The following is a 22,925-nucleotide window of genomic DNA, read 5'->3' as shown; positions in this document are numbered from 1 at the left end:
AGTTATGGGAAGCGATGTAGCGCCGTAGATCACCCTCTTAGGAGCCTCGTGTCCGACCTCCTTCTGCCCGCCGAGCCCACGCAGCGCGGCATCGCCCGCGAGCTCTACGCCCTGGCGGCCGAACAGCCGATCATCTCGCCACACGGGCACGTGGATCCTGGCCTGATCGCGGACGACGCGCCGTTCCCGGACCCGGCCCGGCTGATCATCGTGCCCGACCACTACGTCACCCGGATGCTGCTCAGCCAGGGCATCCCGCCGGCGGAACTGGGCGTCCCGGCGCGCGACGGCACGCAATCGGCTACGGACGGCCGGACCATCTGGCGACGGTTCGCCGCACAGTGGCACCTGTTCCGCGGTACGCCGTCCCGGCTCTGGCTGGAGCGGACGTTCGAGACCGTGTTCGGCGTGACGGACCGGCTGAGCACGGACACCGCGGACGCGATCTACGACGAGATCTCCGCCCGGCTGGCCACGCCGGAGTTCCGCCCGCGCGCGCTGTTCGAAAGATTCAATATTGAGGTGCTGGCCACCACGGAGTCGCCGCTGGACGCCCTGTCCCGGCACGCGAAGCTCGCCGACGAGGGCTGGGGCGGGCCCGGCGGCCGGGTGATCACCACGTTCCGGCCGGACAACGTGGTCGACATGGAGTTCGAGGACTGGGCGGGCAACGTCGTCCGGCTCGGCGAGATCACCGGCGAGGACACCGGGACCTACCTCGGCTATCTCCAGGCACTGCGCCAGCGGCGGCAGGACTTCATCGCGGCCGGTGCGACCAGCACCGACCACGGGCACCTGACCGCGCGCACGCTGCTGCTCACGCCGGCCGAGGCCGAGGCGCTCTACACGCGCGGGCTGTCCGGCACCGCGACGGCCGAGGACGCGGAGGCGTTCCGCGCGCACATGCTGGTCGAGATGGCCCGGATGTCCATCGAGGACGGCCTGGTGATGCAGCTGCACCCCGGTGCGTTCCGGAACCACAACCGGTGGCTCTACGACCGGCACGGGCGCGACGTGGGCGGCGACATCCCGCACGCGGTCGAGTTCGTGCACGGGCTGAAGCCACTGCTGGACGCGCACGGCAACGACCCGCGCCTGCGGCTGGTGCTGTTCACGCTGGACGAGGACACGTTCACCCGGGAGCTGGCGCCGCTGGCCGGTGGCTATGCCGCGCTGTTCCTCGGCGCGCCCTGGTGGTTCCTGGACTCGCCCGAGGTGATGCGCCGGTTCCGCGAGGCGGTCACCGAGACGGCGGGCTTCTACAACACGGCCGGGTTCATCGACGACACCCGCGCGTTCTGCTCGATCCCGGTGCGGCACGAGGTGGCCCGCCGGATCGACGCCGGATTCCTGGCCCGTCTGGTCGCCGAGCACCGGCTGCCGCTCGACGAGGCGGCCGAGACGATCGTCGACCTGGCGTACCGGCTGCCCAAGAAGATCTTCAAAATCGGAGAGAAGCTGTGACCACCATCCTCGCGGTCGAGGTGCACGACGTGCGGTTCCCGACGTCGGACTCGGCGGACGGTTCCGACGCGATCAACCGGGGCGACTACTCGGCGACCTACGTCGAGCTGCGCACGGACACGCCGCACGTCGGTGCCGGCTTCACGTTCACCAACGGCCGGGGCAACGAGATCACCGTCGCCGCGGTCAAGGCACTGTCCCGGCACGTCGCCGGCAAGACGCTGGCGGAGATCTTCGCGGAGCCGGTGACGTTCTGGCGGTCGCTGTCCGCGGACGCGCAGCTGCGCTGGCTCGGGCCGGAGAAGGGCGTCATCCACATGGCGACCGGCGCGCTGGTCAACGCGGTGTGGGACCTGCGGGCCAAGGTCGAGGGCAAGCCGCTGTGGCGCCTGCTGGCCGAGATGCCGACCGAGGAACTGGTCGCGTCGATCGACTTCCACCACATCACGGACGCGATCACGCCGGACGAGGCGGCCGCGATCCTGGACAAGGGCCGCACCGGGCTGGACGAGCGGCTCGCGGAGATCGCCCGGGACGGCTTCCCGTCGTACACCACGTCGGTCGGGTGGCTCGGCTATCCGGACGAGAAGGTGCGCGCGCTCAGCCGGGCCGCCTTCGAGGAGGGCTGGCGCGCGGTGAAGATGAAGGTCGGCGGCCCGATCGAGGACGACGTGCGCCGGGCCCGGATCATCCGTGAGGAGGTCGGCTCCGAGACGCGGCTGATGATGGACGCGAACCAGGTCTGGGACGTCGACGAGGCGATCGCGAACATGGCGCGGCTGGCCGAGTTCGACCCGTACTGGATCGAGGAGCCGACGCACGCGGACGACATCCTCGGGCACGCCCGCATCCAGCGCGCGGTGGCCCCCATCAGGGTCGCGACCGGGGAGGTCGCGGCGAACCGGGTGATCTTCAAGCAGCTGCTGCAGGCCGAGGCGATCGGCGTGATGCAGATCGACGCGTGCCGGGTCGGCGGCGTCAACGAGGTGCTCTCCGAGATCGTGATGGCCGCGAAGTTCGGCGTGCCGATCTGCCCGCACGCCGGTGGCGTCGGCCTCTGCGAGTACGTGCAGCATCTGGCGCTCTTCGACTACCTGCGGGTCAGCGCTTCCCTGGACGGCCGGATGGTGGAGTACGTCGACCACCTGCACGAGCACTTCATCGACCCGGTACGCACCGTTTCCGGTAAATACGTCCTACCGGAGCAGCCCGGGTACAGCGCGGAGATGAAGCCGGAGTCGGTCGCGGACTACAGCTTCCCGGACGGGCCGATCTGGAGCGCCCGGCTCGCGGACGGGGTGGACGCATGACCAGCGCGGTGGGCGTCAAGCGGCTCGGCCTCGGTGCGATCTCATCGCTGCCGATCGAGAGCCGGCCGCTGGTGCGGCCGGACGAGATCGGCAGCGGCATCGTGCACCTCGGGCTCGGCGCGTTCCACCGGGCGCACCAGGCCGTCTTCACCGAGGAGGCGATCTCGGCGGGCGGCGGCGACTGGGGCATCATCGGCGTGGCACCGCGCAGCACCGGCGTGTTCGACCGGATGCGGGCGCAGGACAACCTGTTCAGCGTGACCACACTGGGCGCGCACACGTCCCGTACCCGGGTGATCGGCTCGTTGTCCGAGGTGCGGCACGCGGCCAGTGACCCGGCCGCGATCGTGGCGCTGCTGGCCGACCCGCGGATCCGGGTGGTGACGCTGACCGTGACGGAGAAGGCGTACCAGCTGGATCCGGTCACCGGCGAGCTGCTGGCGGACGAGGCGGTCGCCGCGGACCTGAACACGGACCGGCCGCCGCAGACCGTGCCCGGCCTGCTCATCCGCGGGCTGCTGGCGCGCGCGGCCGCGGACGCGGGCCCGCTCACCCTGCTCAGCTGCGACAACCTGCCGTCGAACGGGCGCCGCACGCACGGGCTGATCGGCGCCGGACTGGCGTTCGGCGGCTTCACCGGCGCGCCGGCCGACTGGATCCACCACAACGTGACGTTCCCGAACTCGATGGTGGACCGGATCGTGCCGGCCGCCACGCCGGAGACGCTGGCCACCGCGGCGCGCGCGCTCGGGGTGGAGGACCAGGCGGCGATCGCGGCCGAGCCGTACACCCAGTGGGTCATCGAGGATCGGTTCCCGGGCGGCCGGCCGGCCTGGGAGCAGGCCGGCGCGATCATGACGGACGACGCCGGGCAGTGGGAACGGTTGAAACTGCGCACGCTGAACGGCGTCCACTCCGCGCTCGCCTACCTCGGCGCGCTCGCCGGCAAGGAGACCATCGCGGACGCGCTGGCGCTGCCGGGCATGGAGGGCACGCTGCGGAGACTCATCGCGGAGGACATCGCGGAGAGCTTCCGGCCGCCGGAGGGCGTCTCGGTCGTCGGGTACGGCGACGACGTGCTGGCCCGCTTCGCGAACCCGGTGATCCTGTACCGGACGCACCAGGTGGCGATGGACGGCACGCAGAAGCTGCCGCAACGGCTCCTGCACACGATCCTGGACCTGCGTGCCGCGAAGGGGGACGCGCGGTGGGCGACGCTTGCGGTGGCCGCGTGGATGCGGTTCGTGCAGGGCACGGCGGACGACGGGACGGCGCTGCCACTGAACGACCCGCTGGCCGACCGGATCCGGACCGCGCTCGCGGACACGTCGTCCGAGCCGGCCGCGGTGGTGGACGCGCTGCTGCACATCGACTCGGTGTTCCCGGCCGCGCTGGTCGCGGACGACGAGGTGCGCGCGTCGATCACGTCCTGGCTCACCGAGCTGACCCGGCACGGCGCGGCCGCCACGGTCGAGGCGGCCGGGACGTGAGCCGCCCGCGGCTCGTTCCGGCCCGGAACCGCACGGGACCGCACCGGGCCGGCTCGGCACCGGCCGCCGGGAAGCCGTCGCGTCGCCCGGATTCCGGTATGAGCGAGACCGTGGGGGAATCATCGGCTCGGCGGGACGGTGGCGCGGCGAGGAGGCCGGCATGAAAAGCGTGGCGCTGATCGGGGCGAGCGGGCACGGGCTGTCGCACCGCCGGAACCTCGCCCGGCTGGCCGCGGCAGGCCGGGTCGAGGTGGTCGCGTTCGCCGACCCGCGCCCGCCCGCACCGGCGGAGGACGCGCCGATCGACCCCGCCACCCGGATCTTCGCCGACCACGCGGAGATGCTGCGCGAGGTGCGGCCGGACGCGGTGGTGATCTGCACGCCGCCGCACACGCACCTGGCGATCGCCACGGACGCGCTGGAGGCCGGCGCGGACGTGCTGCTGGAGAAGCCGCCGGTGATGTCGCTGGCCGAGCATCGCGCGCTGGCCGCGGTGACCGTGCGCACCGGCCGGGCACTGCAGATCGGCTTCCAGGCGCTCGGCTCGGCCGCGCTGGCCGAGCTGCGCGCCGCGATCGCGGACGGCCGGCTCGGCGAGGTCACCGGCATCGCCGCGGTCGCGTCCTGGCAGCGCCCGGACGCGTACTACGCGCGGACCCCGTGGGCCGGCCGACGCACCGTGAACGGACGGCCGTCGCTGGACGGCGCGATCGCGAACCCGCTGGCACACGCGCTGATGCAGGCGCTGGCGCTGGCGCCCGATCCGACGCCGGTGGGGCTGGAGCTGGAGCGGTACCGCACCCGGCCGATCGAGGTGGACGACACCGCGAGCCTGCGGGTGTCGTTCGCGGACGGGCCGCCGGTGCTGATGGCCGTGACGCTCTGCGGCGAGGACTTCATCCGTGGCGAGATCGTCGTGCACGGCACGCACGGCCGGGCCGTGCTCGAATACCCGACCGACCGGCTGCTGCTGCCCGGCGACGACGAGCCCCGGCACGTACCCGGGCGTCGTGATCTTCTGGAGAACCTGCTCGACGACCCGGCGCACCTGATCGCGCCGCTGGCCCGGACCGCGCCGTTCACCGCGGTGCTGGAGGCGGTGCAGGCGGCACCGGCGCCGGACCCGATCGATGCGGCGCTGGTCGACTCCGTGGGCACGCCGCCGGACCGGGTGCACGTGATCCGGGGCGTGAACGCGGCCCTGCGCGCCGCGGCGGACCGGCCAGGGCTGCTCTCCGAGGTGGGGACCGGCTGGGCGCGGGCACCGTGGCGCACCACGATCGACGGACTGCCGGCCCGGGACCTGCAAATGGGAGGCAAAGCGGCCCGGTAACCAAAGAGGACAGAGCGGTCCACAATCCGGCGATTGTTCGCCGGCCGATGGTCCATGCCGCTTTTATGTGCAACTAACCTGCATATTCATGTCATTGACTCTCATCCTTGTAAATATCTACGTTGAGCCTAGTTGTTTCGCGTTCGTAAACGCATTCGTGTGGCGCTCACGTGGAGAGATCAATGACAAAACGCATCACCGCGGCGGCGATCGCCGGATTGTTGCTGGTCACCCTGCCCTCGTCGGCGCAGGCGGCGGAATCGGACCTCGGGCGGCAGGCGCTGCCCGCGAACGACGGCTGGGCCGCCGCCGGGCCGGGAACCACCGGTGGCAGCGCGGCCGACGACGCGCACGTGTTCACGGTCCGCACGCGGGCCGAGTTGGTGGCCGCGATCGGCGGAAGGGCGAACGCCGCCCCGAAAATCATCTACGTCGACGGGCGGATCGACGGCTTCGAGGCCGCGGACGGCACGCTGCTCGACTGCGCCGACCTGGCCGACCCGGCGTACTCGCTGGACGCCTACCTGGCCGCCTACGACCCGGCCACCTGGGGTTACGTGAATCCCACCGGGGAGCTGGAGGCGGCGCGTGCCCGGTCGGTGACCCGGCAGACCGCGCAGACCCAGATCAATTTCAGCCCGAACACCACGATCGTCGGCCGGCCCGGTGCCACGCTGACCGGCCTGACGCTGATGGTCGACGGCGCCAGCAACACGATCATCCGCAACCTCGCGATCGAGGACGCGCGGGACTGCTTCCCGGCCTGGTCGCCGACCGACGGCGCGCTGGGCAACTGGAACTCGAACTACGACCTGATCTCCGTGCGGCGCAGTGAGAACGTGTGGGTCGACCACGTCACGTTCTCCGACGGCGACAACCCCGACACGGACCAGCCGATCCACTTCGGACGGCCGTACCAGGTGCACGACGGCGCGCTGGACATCACGCACACCGCGTCGTATGTGACGGCGTCCTGGAACGTGTTCACCAACCACGACAAGACGATGCTGATCGGCTCGTCGAACACGGTCGGCCCGGACGTCGGCCGGCTCAAGGTGACCATTCACCACAACCTCTTCGACGGCAGCGTTCAGCGTCTGCCGCGGGTGCGGTTCGGTCAGGTGGACATCTACAACAACTACTACCGCAGCTCCGGCGAGACGTTCGACTACGCGTGGGGCGTCGGTGTGCAGTCCGCGATCTACGCGGAGAACAACTACTTCCGGCTCTACGACGACCTGCGGCCGGACGCGCTCATCCACGACTGGGGCGGCACCGCGATCACCGAGCGCGGCACCGTCGTCCGCACCGGCAACCGCGCCGAGGTCGCGATCAGCGCGCTCGACGCCTACAACGCCACCCACGACCCCGACCTGAGCGGCGACGCCGGCTGGACCCCCGTACTGCGGGCCGGTCCGGTGCACGCCACCACGGATGTCCCGCGCGTCGTCGGCACGTTCGCCGGCGCCGGGAGGATCTAGCGCCCACCTGACCCGGCCGCCCCGCCACGGCTCCACGGGGCGGCCGGGCACGACCCGAAAGGAACCCACCATGCGACGTGTCGCCCACACGATCGCCCTGGCCGCGGTCGCCGCGGTCGCCCTCGTCTACGCCGCACCGTCCGCCAGCGCGGCCGCGCTGCTCACCGACACCTTCGAGGACGGCGACTCCAACGGCTGGTCCAAGTCCGGCGGCTCCTGGTCCGTCGTCTCCGACGGCTCGCTCGTCTACCGCCAGACCGGCACCAGCGCGGACGCCCGCACGTACACCGGCACCGCGTCCTGGACCGACTACTCCGTCCGGGCCCGGGTCAAGCCGACCGGCTTCAACGGCAGCGGGCGCACGGCCGGCGTCACCGCGCGCGTGCAGAGCGGCAGCGCCTACTACGGGCTCGCGCTCTCCAACGCGGGCCGGGTCGAGCTGTTCAAGCGCACCGGTGGCGCGCCCGTCTCGCTCGGCGGCGCGGCCGCGGCCGTCACCACCGGCACCTGGTACACGCTGACGCTCGAGGTCACCGGCAGCACGCTGCGCGGATACCTGAACGGCGCGGTGGTCGTCACGGCCACGGACAGCACGTTCGCCTCCGGCCGGGCCGGGCTGGCCACGTCGTACGCGGCGGCCAGCTTCGACGACTTCGCGGTCTCCACCGGCGCGGTCGTGGAGCCCACCGGCACCGCGAGCCCGACGCTCCCGCCGACCGAGCCGCCGATCGACCCGGGCGCGCCGCCGATCGGCTTCGCGTCGGTGAACGCGCTCGGCCAGAACGGCACCACCGGCGGCGCCGGCGGACCCACGGTCACGGCGGACACCGCGGCCGAGTTCCTCACCGCGATCGCGACGCCCGGACCGCTGAACATCCGGGTCAGTGGCGTGCTCACGCTGCCCGGCCCGATGCACGACGTGACCAGCGACAAGACCATCGTGGGCGTGGGTGCGGCCTCCGGCCTGACCGGCGGCGGGCTCAACATCGGCCTGCCGGTCAGCTCCGTGACGTCGCCACCGGCGGACGCGGTGCACAACGTGATCATCCGGAACCTCAACTTCACCGGTACGCCGGACGACGCGATCAACGTGCAGATGTTCTCGCACCACGTGTGGATCGACCACAACGACCTGTCCGACGGGTACGACGGGCTGATCGACGTCAAGCGCGGCTCGTCCTACGTCACGATCTCCTGGAACCACACGCACGACCACACGAAGAACATGCTGCTCGGGCACGACGACAGCAACGGCGCGCAGGACACCGGCTACCTGAAGGTGACCTACCACAACAACTGGTTCGACCGGACCCCGCAGCGCAACCCGCGCGTCCGCTTCGGCGAGCCGGTGCACGTGTTCAACAACTACTTCGTCTACAACACCGACGTCGGCGTGGCCTGCCAGGCGAACGCGGGCTGCGTGGTCGAGGGCAACTACTTCGAGGACGTCGAGGAGCCGGTGAGCAACAGCTACGCCGGGCCGGCCGGTCGCTGCGTGGCCCGCAACAACGTCTTCGTGGGCGAGTCCGGCGCACCGGACTGCAGCGGCACCGTGCAGGAACCGAGCACCTACTACAGCTACACGGTCGCTGACCCGAACGGCGTGAAGGCCGCGGTCATGTCGGGTTCCGGCACCGGAAAGATCAACTTCTGATTCACGGGTACGACGTGGCCGCGGGCGGCCGGCAGAACCGCCCGCGGGCACCGATCCCCGGTGGTGGGCAGACACCGCCGGGGATCGCAAGCCTCAACATATCGACTCACGCCGAGATGTTGATGGAGTTCGGGTGGGGGCGGTGCCGCCACACCATCGCCCCCACCCCGCTCGCCCCGATACGTCCGGCGCGCCTTGTTCTCGCGGCCATGGATCATGCAGGGAGGAGCGCCGGCGACGAGGCCGGTGCCCGATGTCACTCAGCTGGCCGCCACGTTCTCCGCGCTCGCGGTGGTGCCGCTGGTGATCCTCGCTTGAGTTGACCACGGATTCCTGCCTGCGCTTGCCGAAAGCACCCCGCTGACGTCCGCCGGCCCTGCTCTGTCGCCCACACCCCTCGGACTGACTCTGTCGCCCTTTTCGGGCCGGGGAGCGCGAGCTGACCCGGCCCGCTCGCGGCAATCGGGCGCCGCTCGCCCGAAATATCGCTACATCTCACCCACCGGCGCGGACCACACACTCGCGAGACGGCACCGCCGCCGCCTGAGTGATCAATCAGGTGAGCAAAAGGTAGATCGAAAATCGAAGTTGATCGCTTTTTCGCTCACCTGATTGATCACTCAGGCGCCGGGCCCGAGGCCGTCGAGATCTCCCGGCCCTGCCAGCAGGACGCGTGCCCGCTTCATCGGGAGATTTCGGGCACGAGGCGCCGGGTCCCCGCCGGAAGGGGGCCGACCCTGCCCGCTTGCGGTGTTCCGGCGCCCGGAGACCGCGTGCGATTCGCGTACCGACAGCGAGCGGGGGCCACGGAACCCGGATCGGGCTGAGAGCATTCCCGCTGGTCGCGGGAGTGCGGCCGTACCGCGGATCCTTCAAGATCAAAATAGGCTGAGTGGCATTGGACCGGTGCCCGCGGGAGCACTGGAAACTCAGCCACGCCGGAAGCGGGTAGATCAGGTTGTGCGGCTTTGCGGTCCTGACGGGTTCGGAAAGCCGAAAGGGCGGCCCCCGAACGGGAGCCGCCCTCTACGCCGTCCGGGATCAGATGCGCTCGGTGGTCTTGGCGTTGAAGAGGTGGATCTTGTCGGCACGCGGCTTGACGTAGACCGTCTCGCCCATGTTGGGCATGTGGCGGCGGTCGGTGCGGACGACGAAGCGCTCGGAGGCGCCGCCGACCTCGGCGTGGCCGTAGACGTTGGCGTCGGAGCCGAGGTCCTCGACCAGCTCGACCACGATCGGCAGGCCACCCTCGCTGGCGCCGACGATGTCGGTGTCCTCCGGGCGGAAGCCGACGGTGACCTTGTCGCCACCGGTGCGCGCGGACTCGATGTTCTCCCGGGTGATCGGGAGGATAATGCCGGCGAAGTCGGCGCCGCCGTCGACCAGCGACACGGTCTTGATGTTCATGGCGGGGGAGCCCATGAAGCCGGCGACGAACACGTTCCGCGGGCTGTCGTAGAGCGCGCGCGGGGTGTCGACCTGCTGCAGGTTGCCGTCCAGCATGACCGCGACCCGGTGGCCCATGGTCATGGCCTCGACCTGGTCGTGCGTGACGTAGACCGTGGTGATGCCGAGCTTGGCCTGCAGGCTCGCGATCTGCGAACGGGTCTGGACGCGGAGCTTGGCGTCGAGGTTCGACAGCGGCTCGTCCATGAGGAAGACCTGCGGCTCACGCACGATGGCACGGCCCATGGCGACGCGCTGGCGCTGACCACCGGATAGCGCCTTCGGCTTGCGGGAGAGGTATTCCTCCAGCTGGAGCAGGCCGGCGGCCTCCTTCACGCGGCGGTCGATCTCCGCCTTGGAGGTCTTGCGCAGCTTGAGCGCGAAGGCCATGTTCTCGTACACCGACATGTGCGGGTAGAGCGCGTAGTTCTGGAAGACCATCGCGATGTCGCGAGCCTTCGGCGGGAGGTGCGTGACGTCGCGGCCGTCGATCAGGATCTGACCGCCGTCGACGTCCTCCAGGCCGGCGAGCATGCGCAGCGAGGTGGACTTGCCGCAACCCGACGGGCCGACGAGGACCAGGAACTCGCCGTCGGCGATGTCCAGCTGGAGCTCGTTGACCGCGGGGCGCTCTTGCCCGGGGTAGACGCGGGACGCCTTCGCGTAGGTGACCGTAGCCATGGTGTGGCTGCTTCCTTTCACCGGCAGGAACGTGCCGGACGATCCGAGTGAAGAGGAGCGGGTCGATGCTTCCACCGACCCCAGAGGTGATCTCCGTCGTGCCTGACAGCGCGGCGAATGTCACCCGTGTGACGCCACGGTAAACGCGTTTGCGACCCCTGCCAAGGGCCTGCCCGGCATTCTCCAACGGCATAACCAGACAAATGGTACGGCGAGCGGGTAAGGGTCAGCGCCGTTGCGAGAAGTGGCTATGCTGGCGGGGCATCACGTGCGCCTCCGTAGCTCAGATGGCCAGAGCACCCGCCTTGTAAGCGGGCGGTCGTCGGTTCGAATCCGACCGGGGGCTCCTCCCCACCTCGCGATCCCGTCCGCGGCCCGCCCTTCCCGTGTCGCAGGGGGGTCAGACCTTGGCCGGCCAGACATAGGGCAGGTCCGCCGGGATGTCGCCGAAGATCGGGCCGTAGTGGTCCGGGTCCTTCTGCAGCAGCGCGGACCGGTGGCTGAGGTGGAAGGCCTCGTCGCCGAGCCACGGCGGCACCGCGCAGACCCGCTCCAGTTGCGCCTGCGTCCGGATCGTCACGTCGGCCGGTGACTGGCCGCGCCCGGCCGCGTAGTCCGCGACCAGCGTGACCGCGACCGTGTCCGCATGGCCGCGCTCCTGCCAGGCCACGCACACGTCCAGCCCGTAGCGGACCAGCGCCTCCTCGAAGCCGTGCCACATCTTCACGGCCGGGTGGTTGCGCCAGCCGTAGCCGGGGCGGTTCAAGCCGCGCAGCACCTGCAGCGTCTCCGCGCGCTGTTTGCCCAGGCGCTTCGCGTCGAGCACACGGGCGCTCTCCAAGAAATTGGGATATGGCAGGAATGTCTGCATCATCGCCTGGAGTACCCACTGACTGAGCGACCATTCCCCCGACCGGTAAGAATGGGCGCTTGCCGGAGAAGGTGGGGATGATGGTCGCGCGGTGGTTACCGGTCGCGGTGGCGCTCCTGCTCACGCTCGTGCTGTCGATCGCGCGCTCCGGCTGGTGGCAGGGCGTGCTGATCGTGGCGCTCGGCACCGCGGTCGCGTGGCTGGCGCCGCGCGCGGCCGAGGGCCGTCATGCCGCGCGGGAGTTCCGGCAGGTCACCACGGATCTCCGCCGCCAGCAGCTGGCCGCCGAGCAGCGCCGGCGCGAGGCCGAGGAGGCCCGTGCGCTGGCCGAGGCCGCGCAGGAGCGCGCGGAGGCCGGCCGGGAGCGTGCGGAGGCGGACCGGGCCGAGGCGGATGCGGCCCGCGAGGCGGCGGACGAGCGTGCGCTGATCGGCCCGGAGATGCACGACCTGGTCAGCAACGCGATCGGCGTGATGGTGGTGTTGGCCGAGGGCGGCCCGGCCGCGGTGGAGAGCCGGCCGCAGGCGGCGGAGCGCGCGTTCGACACGATCGCCGGGACCGGGCGGCGCACGCTCGCGGAACTCGGCGGCATGCTCAGCGTCCTCCGGCACGACATCGATCCGGGGCAGCGCGCGGTGCCCGGCCTGGCCGACCTGCCGGAACTGGTGCGCATCATGCGGGCCGCCGGGATGGCGCTGACGCTGGTCGCACCGGAGGACGTCCGGCTCGGCCGGCGCGAAGGGCTCGCCGTCTACCGCGTGGTGCAGGAGGCGCTGACGAACGCGCTCAACCACGCGCCGGGGCAGCCGGTCGAGGTGCGGCTGGAGGTGGTGGACGCGCGTCTGGTGGCGACCGTGAGCAACCCGGTGCCGCCGCGGCGCGGTCCGGAGCCGCCGGCCGGGCACGGCGTGCGCAGCATGCGGGAGCGCGCCGAGAGCGTGCGCGGTGAGCTGTCCGCGGCCGAGGACGAGGGCCGCTGGCAGGTCCGCCTGGCCGTGCCCGTGGAGAAGCCGCCGAAGCCCGCGTCGAGCGGCAAGAACCGGCGAAGCGACAAGGGCGGCAAGGGTACGGGCCGGAAGCGTTAAGAGTTTCCAGTAATCGGACATATGCGGATAAAGGCCTATAACCTGCCGGTGTGCTGCGATATTTCCTCATTACGCTGCTGGTCGGCGGCCTGACCGGGCCCGGGTTTCCCGGCCCGGCCGCCGCGTCCGGCAAGCCCAAGACCTCACCCGCCGCCACGCTCGGCTCCGACGACGCCCGCCGGCTCGCCGAGGCGAAGGCCGGTGGCAAGACCGACGTCACCGTGCTGGTCGCGACCGGAAAGGGCGGCGCCGACTCGGTCGCGGACCGGCTCACCCGGCTCGGCGGCTCCGTCTCCCGCAGCGTCGACCGGCTCGGGTACGTACTCGCCAAGGTCCCGACCGGTGCGGTGCTCGACGCGGCCCGGCTCGACGGCGTGGTGGCGCTCGACCTGGACTCGGTCATCCGCCGACCGGACCCGTCCGACGGCCTGTCCGGCGGGCCCGCGGCCGCGCGCGTGTCGCGCACCGGGCCGGGAAGGGACACGCCCGCGGACAACCCGTTCCTGCCGGTGGGCGAGACCGGCGCGGTCGAGTTCATCAAGGCCCATCCGGGGTACGACGGGCGCGGCGTGACCATCGGGATCATGGACTCCGGCGTGGACGTCGACCACCCGGCACTGCAGCGGACCACCACCGGCGAACGCAAGATCGTCGACGCGTTCACCGCCACCGACCCGCTGGAGGACCCGACCTGGCTGCGGATGAACCTGCCGGTGAAGGGACCGTCCTTCAGGGTGGGCGGCGCGTCGTTCACGGCACCGGCCGGGTCGTACGCGTTCGGCTGGTTCTACGAGTCGATCACCAAGCCCAGCGACCCGGCCGGCGACGTCAACCGCGACGGCGACACCACGGACGCGTTCGGCGTGCTCTACGACCCGGCGACGCACGACGTGCGGGTCGACGCGGACCGGGACAAGAGCTTCACGGACGAGCCGGTCCTGCGCCCCTACCGGGAGAAGTACGACATCGGGCACTTCGGCACGGACGACCCGAAGACCGAGGCGATCGACCGGATGGCGTTCACCGTGGAGTATCGCGAGGACGTCGACGTCTCCGGCACCCGATCCGACTTCGTGAACATCGGCATCCTGGAGAGCGGGCACGGCACGCACGTGGCCGGCATCGCGGCCGGCAACGACCTGCTGGGCAACGCCGCACTCGACGGCGCCGCGCCGGGCGCGAAGATCGTGTCCGGGCGGGCCTGCACGTGGGGCGGCGCGTGCACGTACGCCGCGCTCACCGACGGCATGGTGGACATGGTGCTCAACCGGCACGTCGACGTGATCAACATGTCGATCGGCGGGCTCAGCGCGCTGAACGACGGGCGCAACGCCTGGGTGCTGCTCTACAACCGGCTGATCACGGACTACGGCGTGCAGATGTTCATCTCGGCCGGCAACGACGGGCCCGGCCTCAACACGGTCGGCGACCCGTCCACCGCGGGCGACGCGATCTCGGTCGGCTCCACGATCAGCCGCGAGACCTGGGCCGCGAACTACGGCTCGGTCGTCTCCGCCGAGTACTCGACGCACCCGTTCTCCTCGCGCGGCCCGCGCGAGGACGGTGGGCTCAAGCCGGACCTGGTCGCGCCGGGCGCCGCGATCTCCAGCATCCCGACCTGGCTGCCGGGCGCGCCGGTGGCGCAGGCCGGATACACGCTGCCGACCGGGTACGCGATGCTGCAGGGCACCTCGATGGCGTCACCGCAGGCGACCGGCGCGGCCACGCTGCTGCTCTCCGCGGCGCGCGCACAGGACCGCGGGATCACCCCGGCCCAGCTGCGGCGGGCGCTCTACACCTCCGCGTCCCACCTGGCGGGTGCGCCGGCGTTCGCCCAGGGCTACGGGCTGATCGACGTGCCGGCCGCGTGGAAGCTGCTCTGGCAGGACCTGGAGACGCGGACGTACACCGCGGTCGCGCCGGTCTGCACCGCGCTGTCCGACCTGATCGGCGCGGGCGACGAGCCGCTGCCGGGCCGGGGCGGCGGCATCCACAACCGGTGCCCGGCCGGGGAGGGCGGGCACCGGCCGTGGGAGTGGAGGGCGTACCCGGTGACGCTCACCCGGACCAGCGGCCCCGCCGAGCCGGTCACGCACCGGCTGGGCTGGATCGGCAACGACGGCACGTTCTCCGTCGGGAAGACCGTGACGCTGCCGCTGAACAAACCGGTCACGGTCACGGCCGGGGCGCGGCCGTCGGCCGGCGTGCACAGCGCGATCATGACGGTGGACGACCCGGCGACGCCGGTGGTGGACTTCGAGGTGTTCGCGACCGTGGTCGCGGCGACGGCGGTCACCGCGCCGGGGCACGCGTTCGAGGCGGGCGGGACGATCGAGCGGAACGTCACCCGGTCCTACTTCGTGGAGGTGCCGGACGGGGCGGAGGCGTTGCAGGTCAACCTGTCCGGGCTGGCCGCGGGGTCGCAGACGCGGTTCGTGGCGATCGACCCGTACGGCGTGCCGGCGGATCCGACCGCGACCACCGGGTGCTATCCGAACGTCGAGCCGGTGTCACCCTGCGCGGGGATCGAGCGCGACTACCGCAAGCCGCTCTCCGGCATCTGGGAGATCGAGGTGGAGGCGCGGCGGACGTCGCCGATGCTGGTCAACCCGTACCGGATCGCCGCGGCCGTGCAGGGCGTCGAGGTGACACCGGCCGAGTCGAAGCCGGGCACCGTGAAGGTGGGCGAGACCAGGAAGCTGAGCTGGGACCTGCGCAACCGGTTCGGGCCGGTCCGCGCGGTGGCGCGGGGCGGGCCGCTGGGCACGGTCGCGACCAGGCGGCCGACGATCGCGAACGACGGGAAGGTGGAGTCCGAGCTGACCGTGCCGCCCGGGGCCACGCGGCTGACCGTGTCGATCGGCGGGGCGAGCGACGCGGCCGCCGACCTCGACCTGTTCGTCTACCTCGGCAAGTCGGAGACGCCGCTGGCCGCGTCCGCGGGCGGTGACGCGGAGGAGTCGGTGTCGCTGACCGACCCGGAGCCGGGGGAGTACCGCGTGGTGGTGCAGGGCTACTCGGTGCCGGCCGGCGAGACGTCGTTCGACTACCGGGACGCGTACTTCTCGCCGAGGCTGGGCGCGCTGGCGGTCGCCGGCGACTTCATGCGCCTCGAACCCGGGGGTACGGCGAAGGTCGGCGGCTCGCTGACGGTGGCCTCGGCCGCGACCGGCGGTCGGTCCCTGACCGGCGAGATGTCCATCGTCACCGACCAGGGCGCGGTCATCGGCACCGCGACGGTAACGCTCGGCCCTTGAAACAGGCGGTCGGGGAACCGCGCGGTCGGGGAACCGCGCGGTCGGGGAACCGCGCGGTCGGGGAACCGCGCGGCCGAGAGCCGCGCGGCCGAGAGCCGCGTGGACCGAGAGCCGCGTGGACCGGGAACCGTGTTGGCCGGGAAGCCGTGTTGGCCGGAAGCCGCGTGGGCCGGAAGCCGCGTGGGCCGGAAACCGCGTGGGCCCGCCTCCGTGGTGGAGGCGGGCCCGCGACGGGCGGTGCGGTCAGGAGTAGTCGGGGTCCGGTCCGGCCACCGGGCGGTCGCCGGCGCGAGGGGCCGGGCGCTCGCGGGTTGAGGACGGGGCCGGGCGCGGCGACTCCGCCTGGTCCGCGGCCGCCTGCGGCGACTCGGCCAGGTGCGCGGGCGCCCGGCCGAAGCCCTGGTCGTCCCGGCCCGGGGTGACGGTGATCGCGCCGTCGTCGGACGGGGAGGCGGTTGATGCGGTGGGCGGTGCGGTGAGTGGCGCGGCGGGCGGTGCGGTCCAGGTGTCGGCGGGGTGGCCGGCGACCGTGCCGCCCCCACGACCGGGATCGGGTGCGCTCCGGCGGCCGGTGTTGGGAGCGGTGACGGTGCGGCGGCTGCCGCCGGGTGCGGGCGTCGCGACGCGGCGCGGGCTGTCGTCCGCGACGCGGCGAGGGCTGTTGTCGGTGGCGCGGCGCGGGCTGTCGTCCGCGATACGGCGAGGGCTGTTGTCGGTGGCGCGGCGCGGGCTGTCGTCCGCGATACGGCGAGGGCTGTCGTCCGTGGCGCGGCGCGGGCTGTCGTCCGCGATACGGCGAGGGCTGTTGTCGGTGGCGCGGCGCGGGCTGTCGTCCGCGATACGGCGAGGGCTGTCGTCCGTGGCGCGGCGCGGGCTGTCATCCGGGCCGGTGGCGCGTCGCGGACTGTCGGCGGTGCCGCGCCGCGGGCCATCATCGGTGGCGTTGATGCGGCGTGGGCTGACGTCCGGGGTGATGACGCGTGGGCTGTCGTCCGTGGCGGCCGCATGGCGAGGCCCGTCGTCGGCGCGGTGGGCGCCGGTCGCGTGGGGCGCGCTCTGGGCCGGCAACGCACGTGTCCGGGTCGGGCTGGGCTTGGCGCGGTGCCGGCCGGGCTGGGCCGCGACCGGGCGTTCGCCCGCCCGGTCCGCCGCCGTGTTCTGCCCGGTCAGCGCGGACAGCATGGTGAGCCCGGGCAGCCCTTGCCCGGAGAGTCCCGGCCGCGGCGACTCGGCGGGGCGGTTCAGACCGGTCAGCGCGCCCAGCAGCCCGCCGTCACCGCCCAGTTCGGAACGCGGGCCCGCGTCCGAGTCGACGCCCAGGAACTGGGCGGCCGGGTGCGGGATCGCGGCCCGCCCGGTCGTGTCGCCGGTCCCCAGCAGCCCGCCGAGCAGGCTGTCCGTGCCACCGCCGGCCGGTGAGGCGGCGTTGCCGAGCAGGTCGGACAGCAGTGGCAGGCCGCCGTCCTGCAGTCCGGAGAGCGGGAGGACTTCCTGGTCGGCCTGGGCCGCCTGGGCCTGGGCGGCGGTCAGGAGGAGGAAGCCACCGGCGACGCCGGCGGTGCCCACGGCGCGGGACAGCCACTTGTTCATTGAAGGGTGCTCCTTTCGGGGCGGAACGCTCTCCCGCCGATCTGGCGCGACGAAAGGTTGGTGGTCCTCAAAGTCCAACGAAACACTTGTTACGGGCGTTTCGCCCATAACGAACGGATTTGAAGGGCGCGCCTATGATCCGGGAATGGCGAGTGTGGATCTTTCGCCGAGCGGGCCGGGGCGAGCGCTCGCCCGCTGGTGGAACGGGCGGGGCAACGGCGTCGACCGGGCGCCGCACTACGTGGTGTGCGGCCGCGATCAGCTCGCGCTGCGACTGATCAACGAGCTGCTCGCCGCGCGCCCGGACGTCCGGGTCACCGCGCTGGTGCCGGAGATCTCCGCGCTGCCCGAGCTGCTCACCATGCGCCGGGTGCGCACGCTGGTGGCCGGCCGGCTGGACGAGAGCGCGTTCGAGAGCGTGGGCCTGACGGACGTGGCCGCGCTCGCGCTGGTGCACCCGGACGACGTGACGAACATCCACGCCGCGCTCTGCGCCCGGGAGGCCTCGCCCGGCATCCGGCTGGTGCTGCGCGTCTTCAACGGCAAGCTGGCCGCGCGGGCCCGCGAGGTCCTCGACGACAGCGCGGTGCTGTCCGACGCGTCGATGGCCGCGCCCGCGTTCGTCGCGGCCGCGCTGGGCGAGCCGGACCCGACGCACTTCCGGCTCTCCGGCCGGACCATGTTCGTGGCGCGGCGTGGTGACGTGCCGCCGGGCACGGTGGTGGCCGGGCTCGCGGACGCGGCCGTGGGCGGCGAACCGGAGATCCTGCCGGAGGACCAGGACCGCGCGGAGATCGTGCTGGCCGAGGCGACCGGGCGGCCGGCCGGGACCGAGGTGGCGGCGCGGCGGCTGCGGCGCCGGCGACGTCGCCGGCGGCCGGTCGCGGTGCTGCTGCGGGCCGGCCGCGCACTGGTCGACCGAAAGATCGGCGTGGCGCTGCTCAGCGTGCTCGGGATAATCCTGATCAGCGGCGGCGTGCAGGCCCGGGAGCTCACCCGCCTCGGCGGCGGGTCGACCGGCATCTGGCGCGCGATCTACCAGACCGTGCTCACCACGGTCATCGGCGCGGAGCGGAACCTCGCGGAGAACCTGGTCCTCCAGGTCACCGACCTGGTGCTGACGCTGGCCGGGCTGGCGTTGATCCCGCTGATCACGGCCGCGGTGGTCGGCGCGGTGGTGAACGCGCGGCTGGCGCTGGCAGCCGGGCGGCTCGCGATCCCGCACTCCGACCACGTGGTGGTGGTCGGGCTCGGCACGGTCGGCATGCGCGTGATGGCGCAGCTGCACGATCTGGGCGTGGACGTGGTCGCGGTGGACAAGGACCAGCACGCGCGCGGGATGTCACTCGCGAAGCGGCTCGGTGTACCGGTGATCACCGGCGACGCGTCGCGCGAGGAGACGCTGCTGGCCGCGCAGACCGGCAGCGCACAGGCACTGGTCGTGGTGTCCACGAACGACGTGACGAACCTGCAGGCCGCGCTTAACGCCCGCGGCATCAACCCGGACCTGCGCGTGGTACTGCGGCTCTACGACGGCGACTTCGCGCGGCGGATCCAGCGCGCGTTCCAGATCGCGATCTCGCGCAGCGTCTCCTATCTGGCCGCGCCCGCGTTCGCGGAGGCGATGATGGACCGCGAGGTGAAGGCCACCATCCCGGTCGCCCGGCACGTGCTGCTGGTCGCGGAGGTGACGGTCGCGCCGGGCGGCGCACTGGTCGGCACCACGCTGGCCGCGGCGGAGCGTCCCGGCGGCGCACGGGTGATCGGTCTGGCAGCGGCCGGCTCGGCCCGGGTCGACTGGTCGCCACGGCGCGCCCACCCGGTCGCGGCGGGCGACCGCCTGGTCGTGGTCGCCCGCCGCCATGGCCTGCGCGACCTCATCGCCGCCGCCAACCCACCGGCCCCGGACAGCGCTCCGGCGGCCGAGCGGCCCTGACCGCCACCGCAATCAGTCGCCGCCAGCCAGCCGCCTGCTGGCCGCCGCCAGCCGCCAGCCAGCCAGCCGCCAGCCAGCCAGCCGCCAGCCGGCCAACGCCAGCCGCCAGCCAGCCAGCCAACGCCAGCCGCCAGCCAGCCAGCCGGCCACGCCAGCCGGCCACGCCAGCCGGCCACGCCAGCCGGCCACGCCAGCCGGCCACGCCAGCCGGCCACGCCAGCCGGCCACGCCAGCCGGCCACGCCAGCCGGCCGCCGCAATCAGTCGCCGTGAACGAGCCGCCGCCCGCCGCCAGCCTGCTGGCCCCAACCGGCCGGGCCCAGCGGAGCGCCCTGGCAGCGGAGCGCCCCGACCGGGTTTTTGGTGACCAGCGGCGGATCTTGCAGGGAGGAGCGCCAGCGACGACCGGTGCCCGCGGGAGCACTCGGAAGGTGACCACGCCGGAAGCGGGAAATCGACTTTATCGGTTATCGCCCTTGATGTGATGAGCCGCTAGGTGAGCGGTGCGTCCCGCTAGGCGAGCAGTGCGTCCGGCTCGACGCCGAGGACCGCCTGCTCGTCGGGGCGGTGCACCAGCACGTCGTTGAGGAAGGACCCGACGGCCGGGGCCAGGCCGACGTCGCGGCCCGCCTCCTCGGAGAGCCGGTAGCGGTGGTTGAGCACCTGGGAGAAGAGCTCGGTCGGCTCGAGTTTGCCGCGCAGGTTCGACGGGACCGCGCGGACCACCGGCTCGAAGACCTCGGTCAGCCAGCGGTGCGCGGCCTGCTGCTCGTCGGACAGGTCGCTCTCCGCCCGGTACGTGTCCAGGTCGTTGAGCAGCTGCCGGGCCTGGTTCTCCTCCGCGTCCAGGCCGGTCAGCCGGAACAGCCGGCGCACGTGGTAGCCGGCGTCGACCACCTTCGGCCGGACCAGGAACGAGCTGCCGCCGTCCGAGACCGACATGGCCACCTCGGCCACGTCGAAGCCGAGCTCGTTGAGGCGGCGGATCCGGCCCTCCATGTGGTGCCGGGAGTCCTGCCGCACCTCCTGCTCATACGTGATCTCGTGCCACAGCCGCTCGTACCGCTTGATCACCTCGTCGGACATCAGCTCCGGGTCGATCGACTCGTGCAGCAGCCCGGCGGCCTGCAGGTCGAGCGCCTCGCCGAAGATGTTGGTCCGGGCGATGTCCAGGTCCTCGTCGCGCTGGCCGTTGGAGAGCTTGGGCCGCAGCGCGCCGGTCTCCGCGTCCACCAGGTACGCCGCGAACGCGCCCGCGTCCCGCCGGAACAGCGTGTTCGACAGCGAGCAGTCGCCCCAGAAGAAGCCGGTCAGGTGCATGCGGACCAGCAGCGCGGCCTGCGCGTCGAGCAGCCGGATCATGGTGTTCTCGCGCAGCGTGTGCGAGAAGAGCGCGCGGTACGGCAGAGAGAACTGCAGGTGCCGGGTGACCAGCACGGTGTCCAGCGGCTCGCCGTCCGGGGACTGCCGGTCCGCGACGACCGCGACCGCCTCCACGGACGGGAAGCCGATCCGCTCCAGCGCGCGGAGCAGGTCGTACTCCTTCTCGGCCACGCGCTCGCCGGTCTCCTTGACCGCGTAGACGGTGCCGGCCAGCTTCACGAACCGGACGATGTGCCGCGAGATGCCCTGTGGCAGCGCGACCAGGTGGTCGGCGGGCCAGTGCTCCAGCGGTGTCGACCAGGGAAGGTCGAGCAGAGCCGGGTCTACGAGGGCGGAGGTGATGCGCACGTACTAAGCATGCCGTTTTCCGCGGCGCATCGCGGCTCATCGTGGCTCGTTACACAGTGACGAGATCTGCTCAAATGTCCGGTCTATCCAATTGGGTGTCAGGCATGGGACAGGTATCAAACGTCTGTACAGCGACATATCGGAAGCGGGAGTGGAATGCGGCGAAGGCTGAGTCTGATCGTCGGGGCGTGCGCGGCGGTCACGCTCGCCGGCGTCGGAGCGATCGGCTACCTCGGTGGCGGCGATCCGGAGCGGCCGGGCACGGCAGTGTGGAACGCGGCAGGGGTGGCCTCGGTCCGTACCCCCGATGCCCCTGCTGAACCGGCCGCGCCGGAGATCACGACCGCGCCACGGCCGGTGACCACGACGGAGGCTGTGCCGCCCGCGAAGGCCACGGTGCCGGCGCCGACGGGCGCGGCGCGGGAGGGCGAGACCGCGGACGCTGGCCAGCCGATCGGCACGGTCGAGCGGGTGAACCGCACCCTCGGCTACGCCGGTGCGGACCGACGCACCACGCTCCGGTTCCCCGGCGCGGAGTACGTGAAGGTCCACTTCAGCCGCATCGCGCTGCTGCCCGGCGACTACCTCACGGTCTCCGACCCGCGGGGCCGCGAATCGCACCGGTACGAGGGCGTCACCCGCGACGCCGTCACCAACCTGGCCAAGGCCGTGCTCGCCCCGGACGCACCGGACCGGGACGGTGAGCGCTGGGCGATGTCCGTCTCCGGCGACACCGCCGTGGTCGAGCTGCACACCGGCGGCACGGACCCGCTCGGACTGAAGGCCACGCTCGCCGACCTCGGCGTCGGCATCGACCGGGTCGCCCGCGGATACACCCGGCCGGAGCGGGTCGAGGCCGCGCACGAGCTGGAGAAGGCCGGCGAACCGGCACCCGGCCCGGCCGGACCGGGGCGCGAGGAGAGCGTCTGCGGCGGCGACGAGAAGTCGGACGCGGTCTGCTACCGCGCGACCAACCCGATGGCCTACACCCGCTCGAAGGCGGTGGCCCGTCTGCTGATCAACGGCACCGAGCTGTGCACCGCGTGGCGGGTCGGCGCGCAGAACCGCCTGGTCACCAACAACCACTGCTTCGCCACGTCCAAGGACGCCTACAACACCGAGGTGTGGTTCAACTACCAGTGCGCGAAGTGCGGCGGGTACGACGTCTACCAGTCGACCAAGGTCTGGGGCGACAAGGTGCTGGCCACGGACAGGACGCTGGACTTCACGCTGTTCACGGTGGAGAGCTTCGCGTCCGTGCAGAAGTTCGGCTTCCTCACGCTGGACACCGCACGCCCGGCCGCCGGCACCCAGCTCTACGTCCCGCAGCACCCGGCCGGCGACCCGACCGCGATCGCGATGAGCTCCGGCGAGCGCGGCAGCAACTGCGCGGTCGACAACCCGTCCTACACCGGGTACGCGTCCGCCAGCGACGTCTCCTACTACTGCGACACCGAGGGTGGCTCGTCCGGCTCGCCGGTGCTGTCCCGGACCACGAACAAGGTGGTCGCGCTGCACCACTTCGGCGGCTGCCCGAACTCCGGCGTCCGCGCCGACCTGCTCTACGGACGGATCAAGTCGCTGATCTGACCCGGTA

The 22,925-nt window shown here is 72.1% G+C and carries 14 protein-coding genes and 1 tRNA gene; 11 read left to right on the top strand and 4 right to left on the bottom strand.

Features of this window, described 5'->3' with window-relative positions:
* Positions 1 to 48: 48 nt before the first annotated feature.
* The 6 genes from uxaC to J2S43_RS33230 all read left to right on the top strand — a co-directional run bounded on the left by uxaC (position 49) and on the right by J2S43_RS33230 (position 8,732).
* On the top strand, positions 49 to 1,464 hold the full coding sequence (gene uxaC, locus J2S43_RS33255) for a glucuronate isomerase (RefSeq protein WP_306835889.1): 1,416 nt from the start codon (positions 49 to 51) through the stop codon (positions 1,462 to 1,464).
* Positions 1,461 to 2,774: an enolase C-terminal domain-like protein gene (locus J2S43_RS33250; RefSeq protein ID WP_306835888.1), complete on the top strand. Its 1,314-nt coding sequence runs from the start codon at positions 1,461 to 1,463 to the stop codon at positions 2,772 to 2,774. The genes uxaC and J2S43_RS33250 overlap by 4 nt, the downstream gene beginning before the upstream one ends.
* Complete coding sequence (locus tag J2S43_RS33245; protein ID WP_306835886.1) at positions 2,771 to 4,264, top strand: mannitol dehydrogenase family protein; 1,494 nt, start codon at positions 2,771 to 2,773, stop codon at positions 4,262 to 4,264. Before J2S43_RS33250 ends, J2S43_RS33245 begins: the two co-directional genes overlap by 4 nt.
* A gap of 160 nt (positions 4,265 to 4,424) precedes the next feature.
* Complete coding sequence (locus J2S43_RS33240; protein ID WP_306835885.1) at positions 4,425 to 5,597, top strand: Gfo/Idh/MocA family protein; 1,173 nt, start codon at positions 4,425 to 4,427, stop codon at positions 5,595 to 5,597.
* A 182-nt stretch (positions 5,598 to 5,779) separates the two neighbouring features.
* Positions 5,780 to 7,078, top strand: a complete 1,299-nt coding sequence (locus J2S43_RS33235; protein ID WP_306835884.1) for a pectate lyase family protein — start codon at positions 5,780 to 5,782, stop codon at positions 7,076 to 7,078.
* A gap of 70 nt (positions 7,079 to 7,148) precedes the next feature.
* Positions 7,149 to 8,732: a pectate lyase family protein gene (locus tag J2S43_RS33230; protein ID WP_306835882.1), complete on the top strand. Its 1,584-nt coding sequence runs from the start codon at positions 7,149 to 7,151 to the stop codon at positions 8,730 to 8,732.
* A gap of 1,041 nt (positions 8,733 to 9,773) precedes the next feature.
* Here the strand turns inward: J2S43_RS33230 and J2S43_RS33225 are convergent.
* Positions 9,774 to 10,859: an ABC transporter ATP-binding protein gene (locus tag J2S43_RS33225; RefSeq protein ID WP_306835881.1), complete on the bottom strand. Its 1,086-nt coding sequence runs from the start codon at positions 10,857 to 10,859 to the stop codon at positions 9,774 to 9,776.
* A gap of 272 nt (positions 10,860 to 11,131) precedes the next feature.
* Here J2S43_RS33225 and J2S43_RS33220 point away from each other — a divergent pair.
* Positions 11,132 to 11,205: transfer RNA gene (locus tag J2S43_RS33220), tRNA-Thr, on the top strand.
* Between the two features lie 54 nt (positions 11,206 to 11,259).
* On the opposite strand, the gene J2S43_RS33215 is transcribed toward J2S43_RS33220, so the two are convergent.
* Positions 11,260 to 11,730: an MSMEG_6728 family protein gene (locus J2S43_RS33215; RefSeq protein WP_306839620.1), complete on the bottom strand. Its 471-nt coding sequence runs from the start codon at positions 11,728 to 11,730 to the stop codon at positions 11,260 to 11,262.
* Positions 11,731 to 11,789: 59 nt separating this feature from the next.
* Between J2S43_RS33215 and J2S43_RS33210 the strand changes: the two genes are divergently transcribed.
* A complete protein-coding gene (locus J2S43_RS33210; protein WP_306835880.1) occupies positions 11,790 to 12,815 on the top strand; it encodes a sensor histidine kinase in 1,026 nt (341 codons plus the stop codon).
* A 50-nt stretch (positions 12,816 to 12,865) separates the two neighbouring features.
* Positions 12,866 to 16,072, top strand: coding sequence for a S8 family serine peptidase (locus tag J2S43_RS33205; RefSeq protein WP_306835878.1), 3,207 nt, complete (start codon positions 12,866 to 12,868; stop codon positions 16,070 to 16,072).
* Between the two features lie 243 nt (positions 16,073 to 16,315).
* Here the strand turns inward: J2S43_RS33205 and J2S43_RS33200 are convergent, their stop codons facing one another.
* Positions 16,316 to 17,662, bottom strand: coding sequence for a hypothetical protein (locus J2S43_RS33200; RefSeq protein ID WP_306835876.1), 1,347 nt, complete (start codon positions 17,660 to 17,662; stop codon positions 16,316 to 16,318).
* 145 nt (positions 17,663 to 17,807) lie between these two features.
* On the opposite strand from J2S43_RS33200, the gene J2S43_RS33195 reads away from it, so the two are divergent.
* Entirely contained in the window at positions 17,808 to 19,598 is a 1,791-nt protein-coding gene (locus J2S43_RS33195) for a potassium channel family protein (RefSeq protein ID WP_306835875.1), read from the top strand.
* A 512-nt stretch (positions 19,599 to 20,110) separates the two neighbouring features.
* Here the strand turns inward: J2S43_RS33195 and J2S43_RS33190 are convergent.
* Positions 20,111 to 21,328 carry a DUF4032 domain-containing protein gene (locus J2S43_RS33190; protein ID WP_306835874.1) on the bottom strand — a complete coding sequence of 406 codons (1,218 nt, stop codon included), beginning with the start codon at positions 21,326 to 21,328 and terminating at the stop codon, positions 20,111 to 20,113.
* 156 nt (positions 21,329 to 21,484) lie between these two features.
* Here J2S43_RS33190 and J2S43_RS33185 point away from each other — a divergent pair, with 156 nt between their 5' ends.
* Positions 21,485 to 22,918, top strand: coding sequence for a trypsin-like serine peptidase (locus tag J2S43_RS33185; protein WP_306835873.1), 1,434 nt, complete (start codon positions 21,485 to 21,487; stop codon positions 22,916 to 22,918).
* Positions 22,919 to 22,925 lie beyond the last annotated feature (7 nt).

Origin of the sequence: Catenuloplanes nepalensis (genome assembly GCF_030811575.1) — a bacterium.
In the GTDB taxonomy this organism is placed as follows: Bacteria; Actinomycetota; Actinomycetes; order Mycobacteriales; family Micromonosporaceae; genus Catenuloplanes; species Catenuloplanes nepalensis.
The sequence above is the reverse complement of the archived record's forward strand: the minus strand, read 5'-3'. Positions and strand labels throughout refer to the sequence as shown.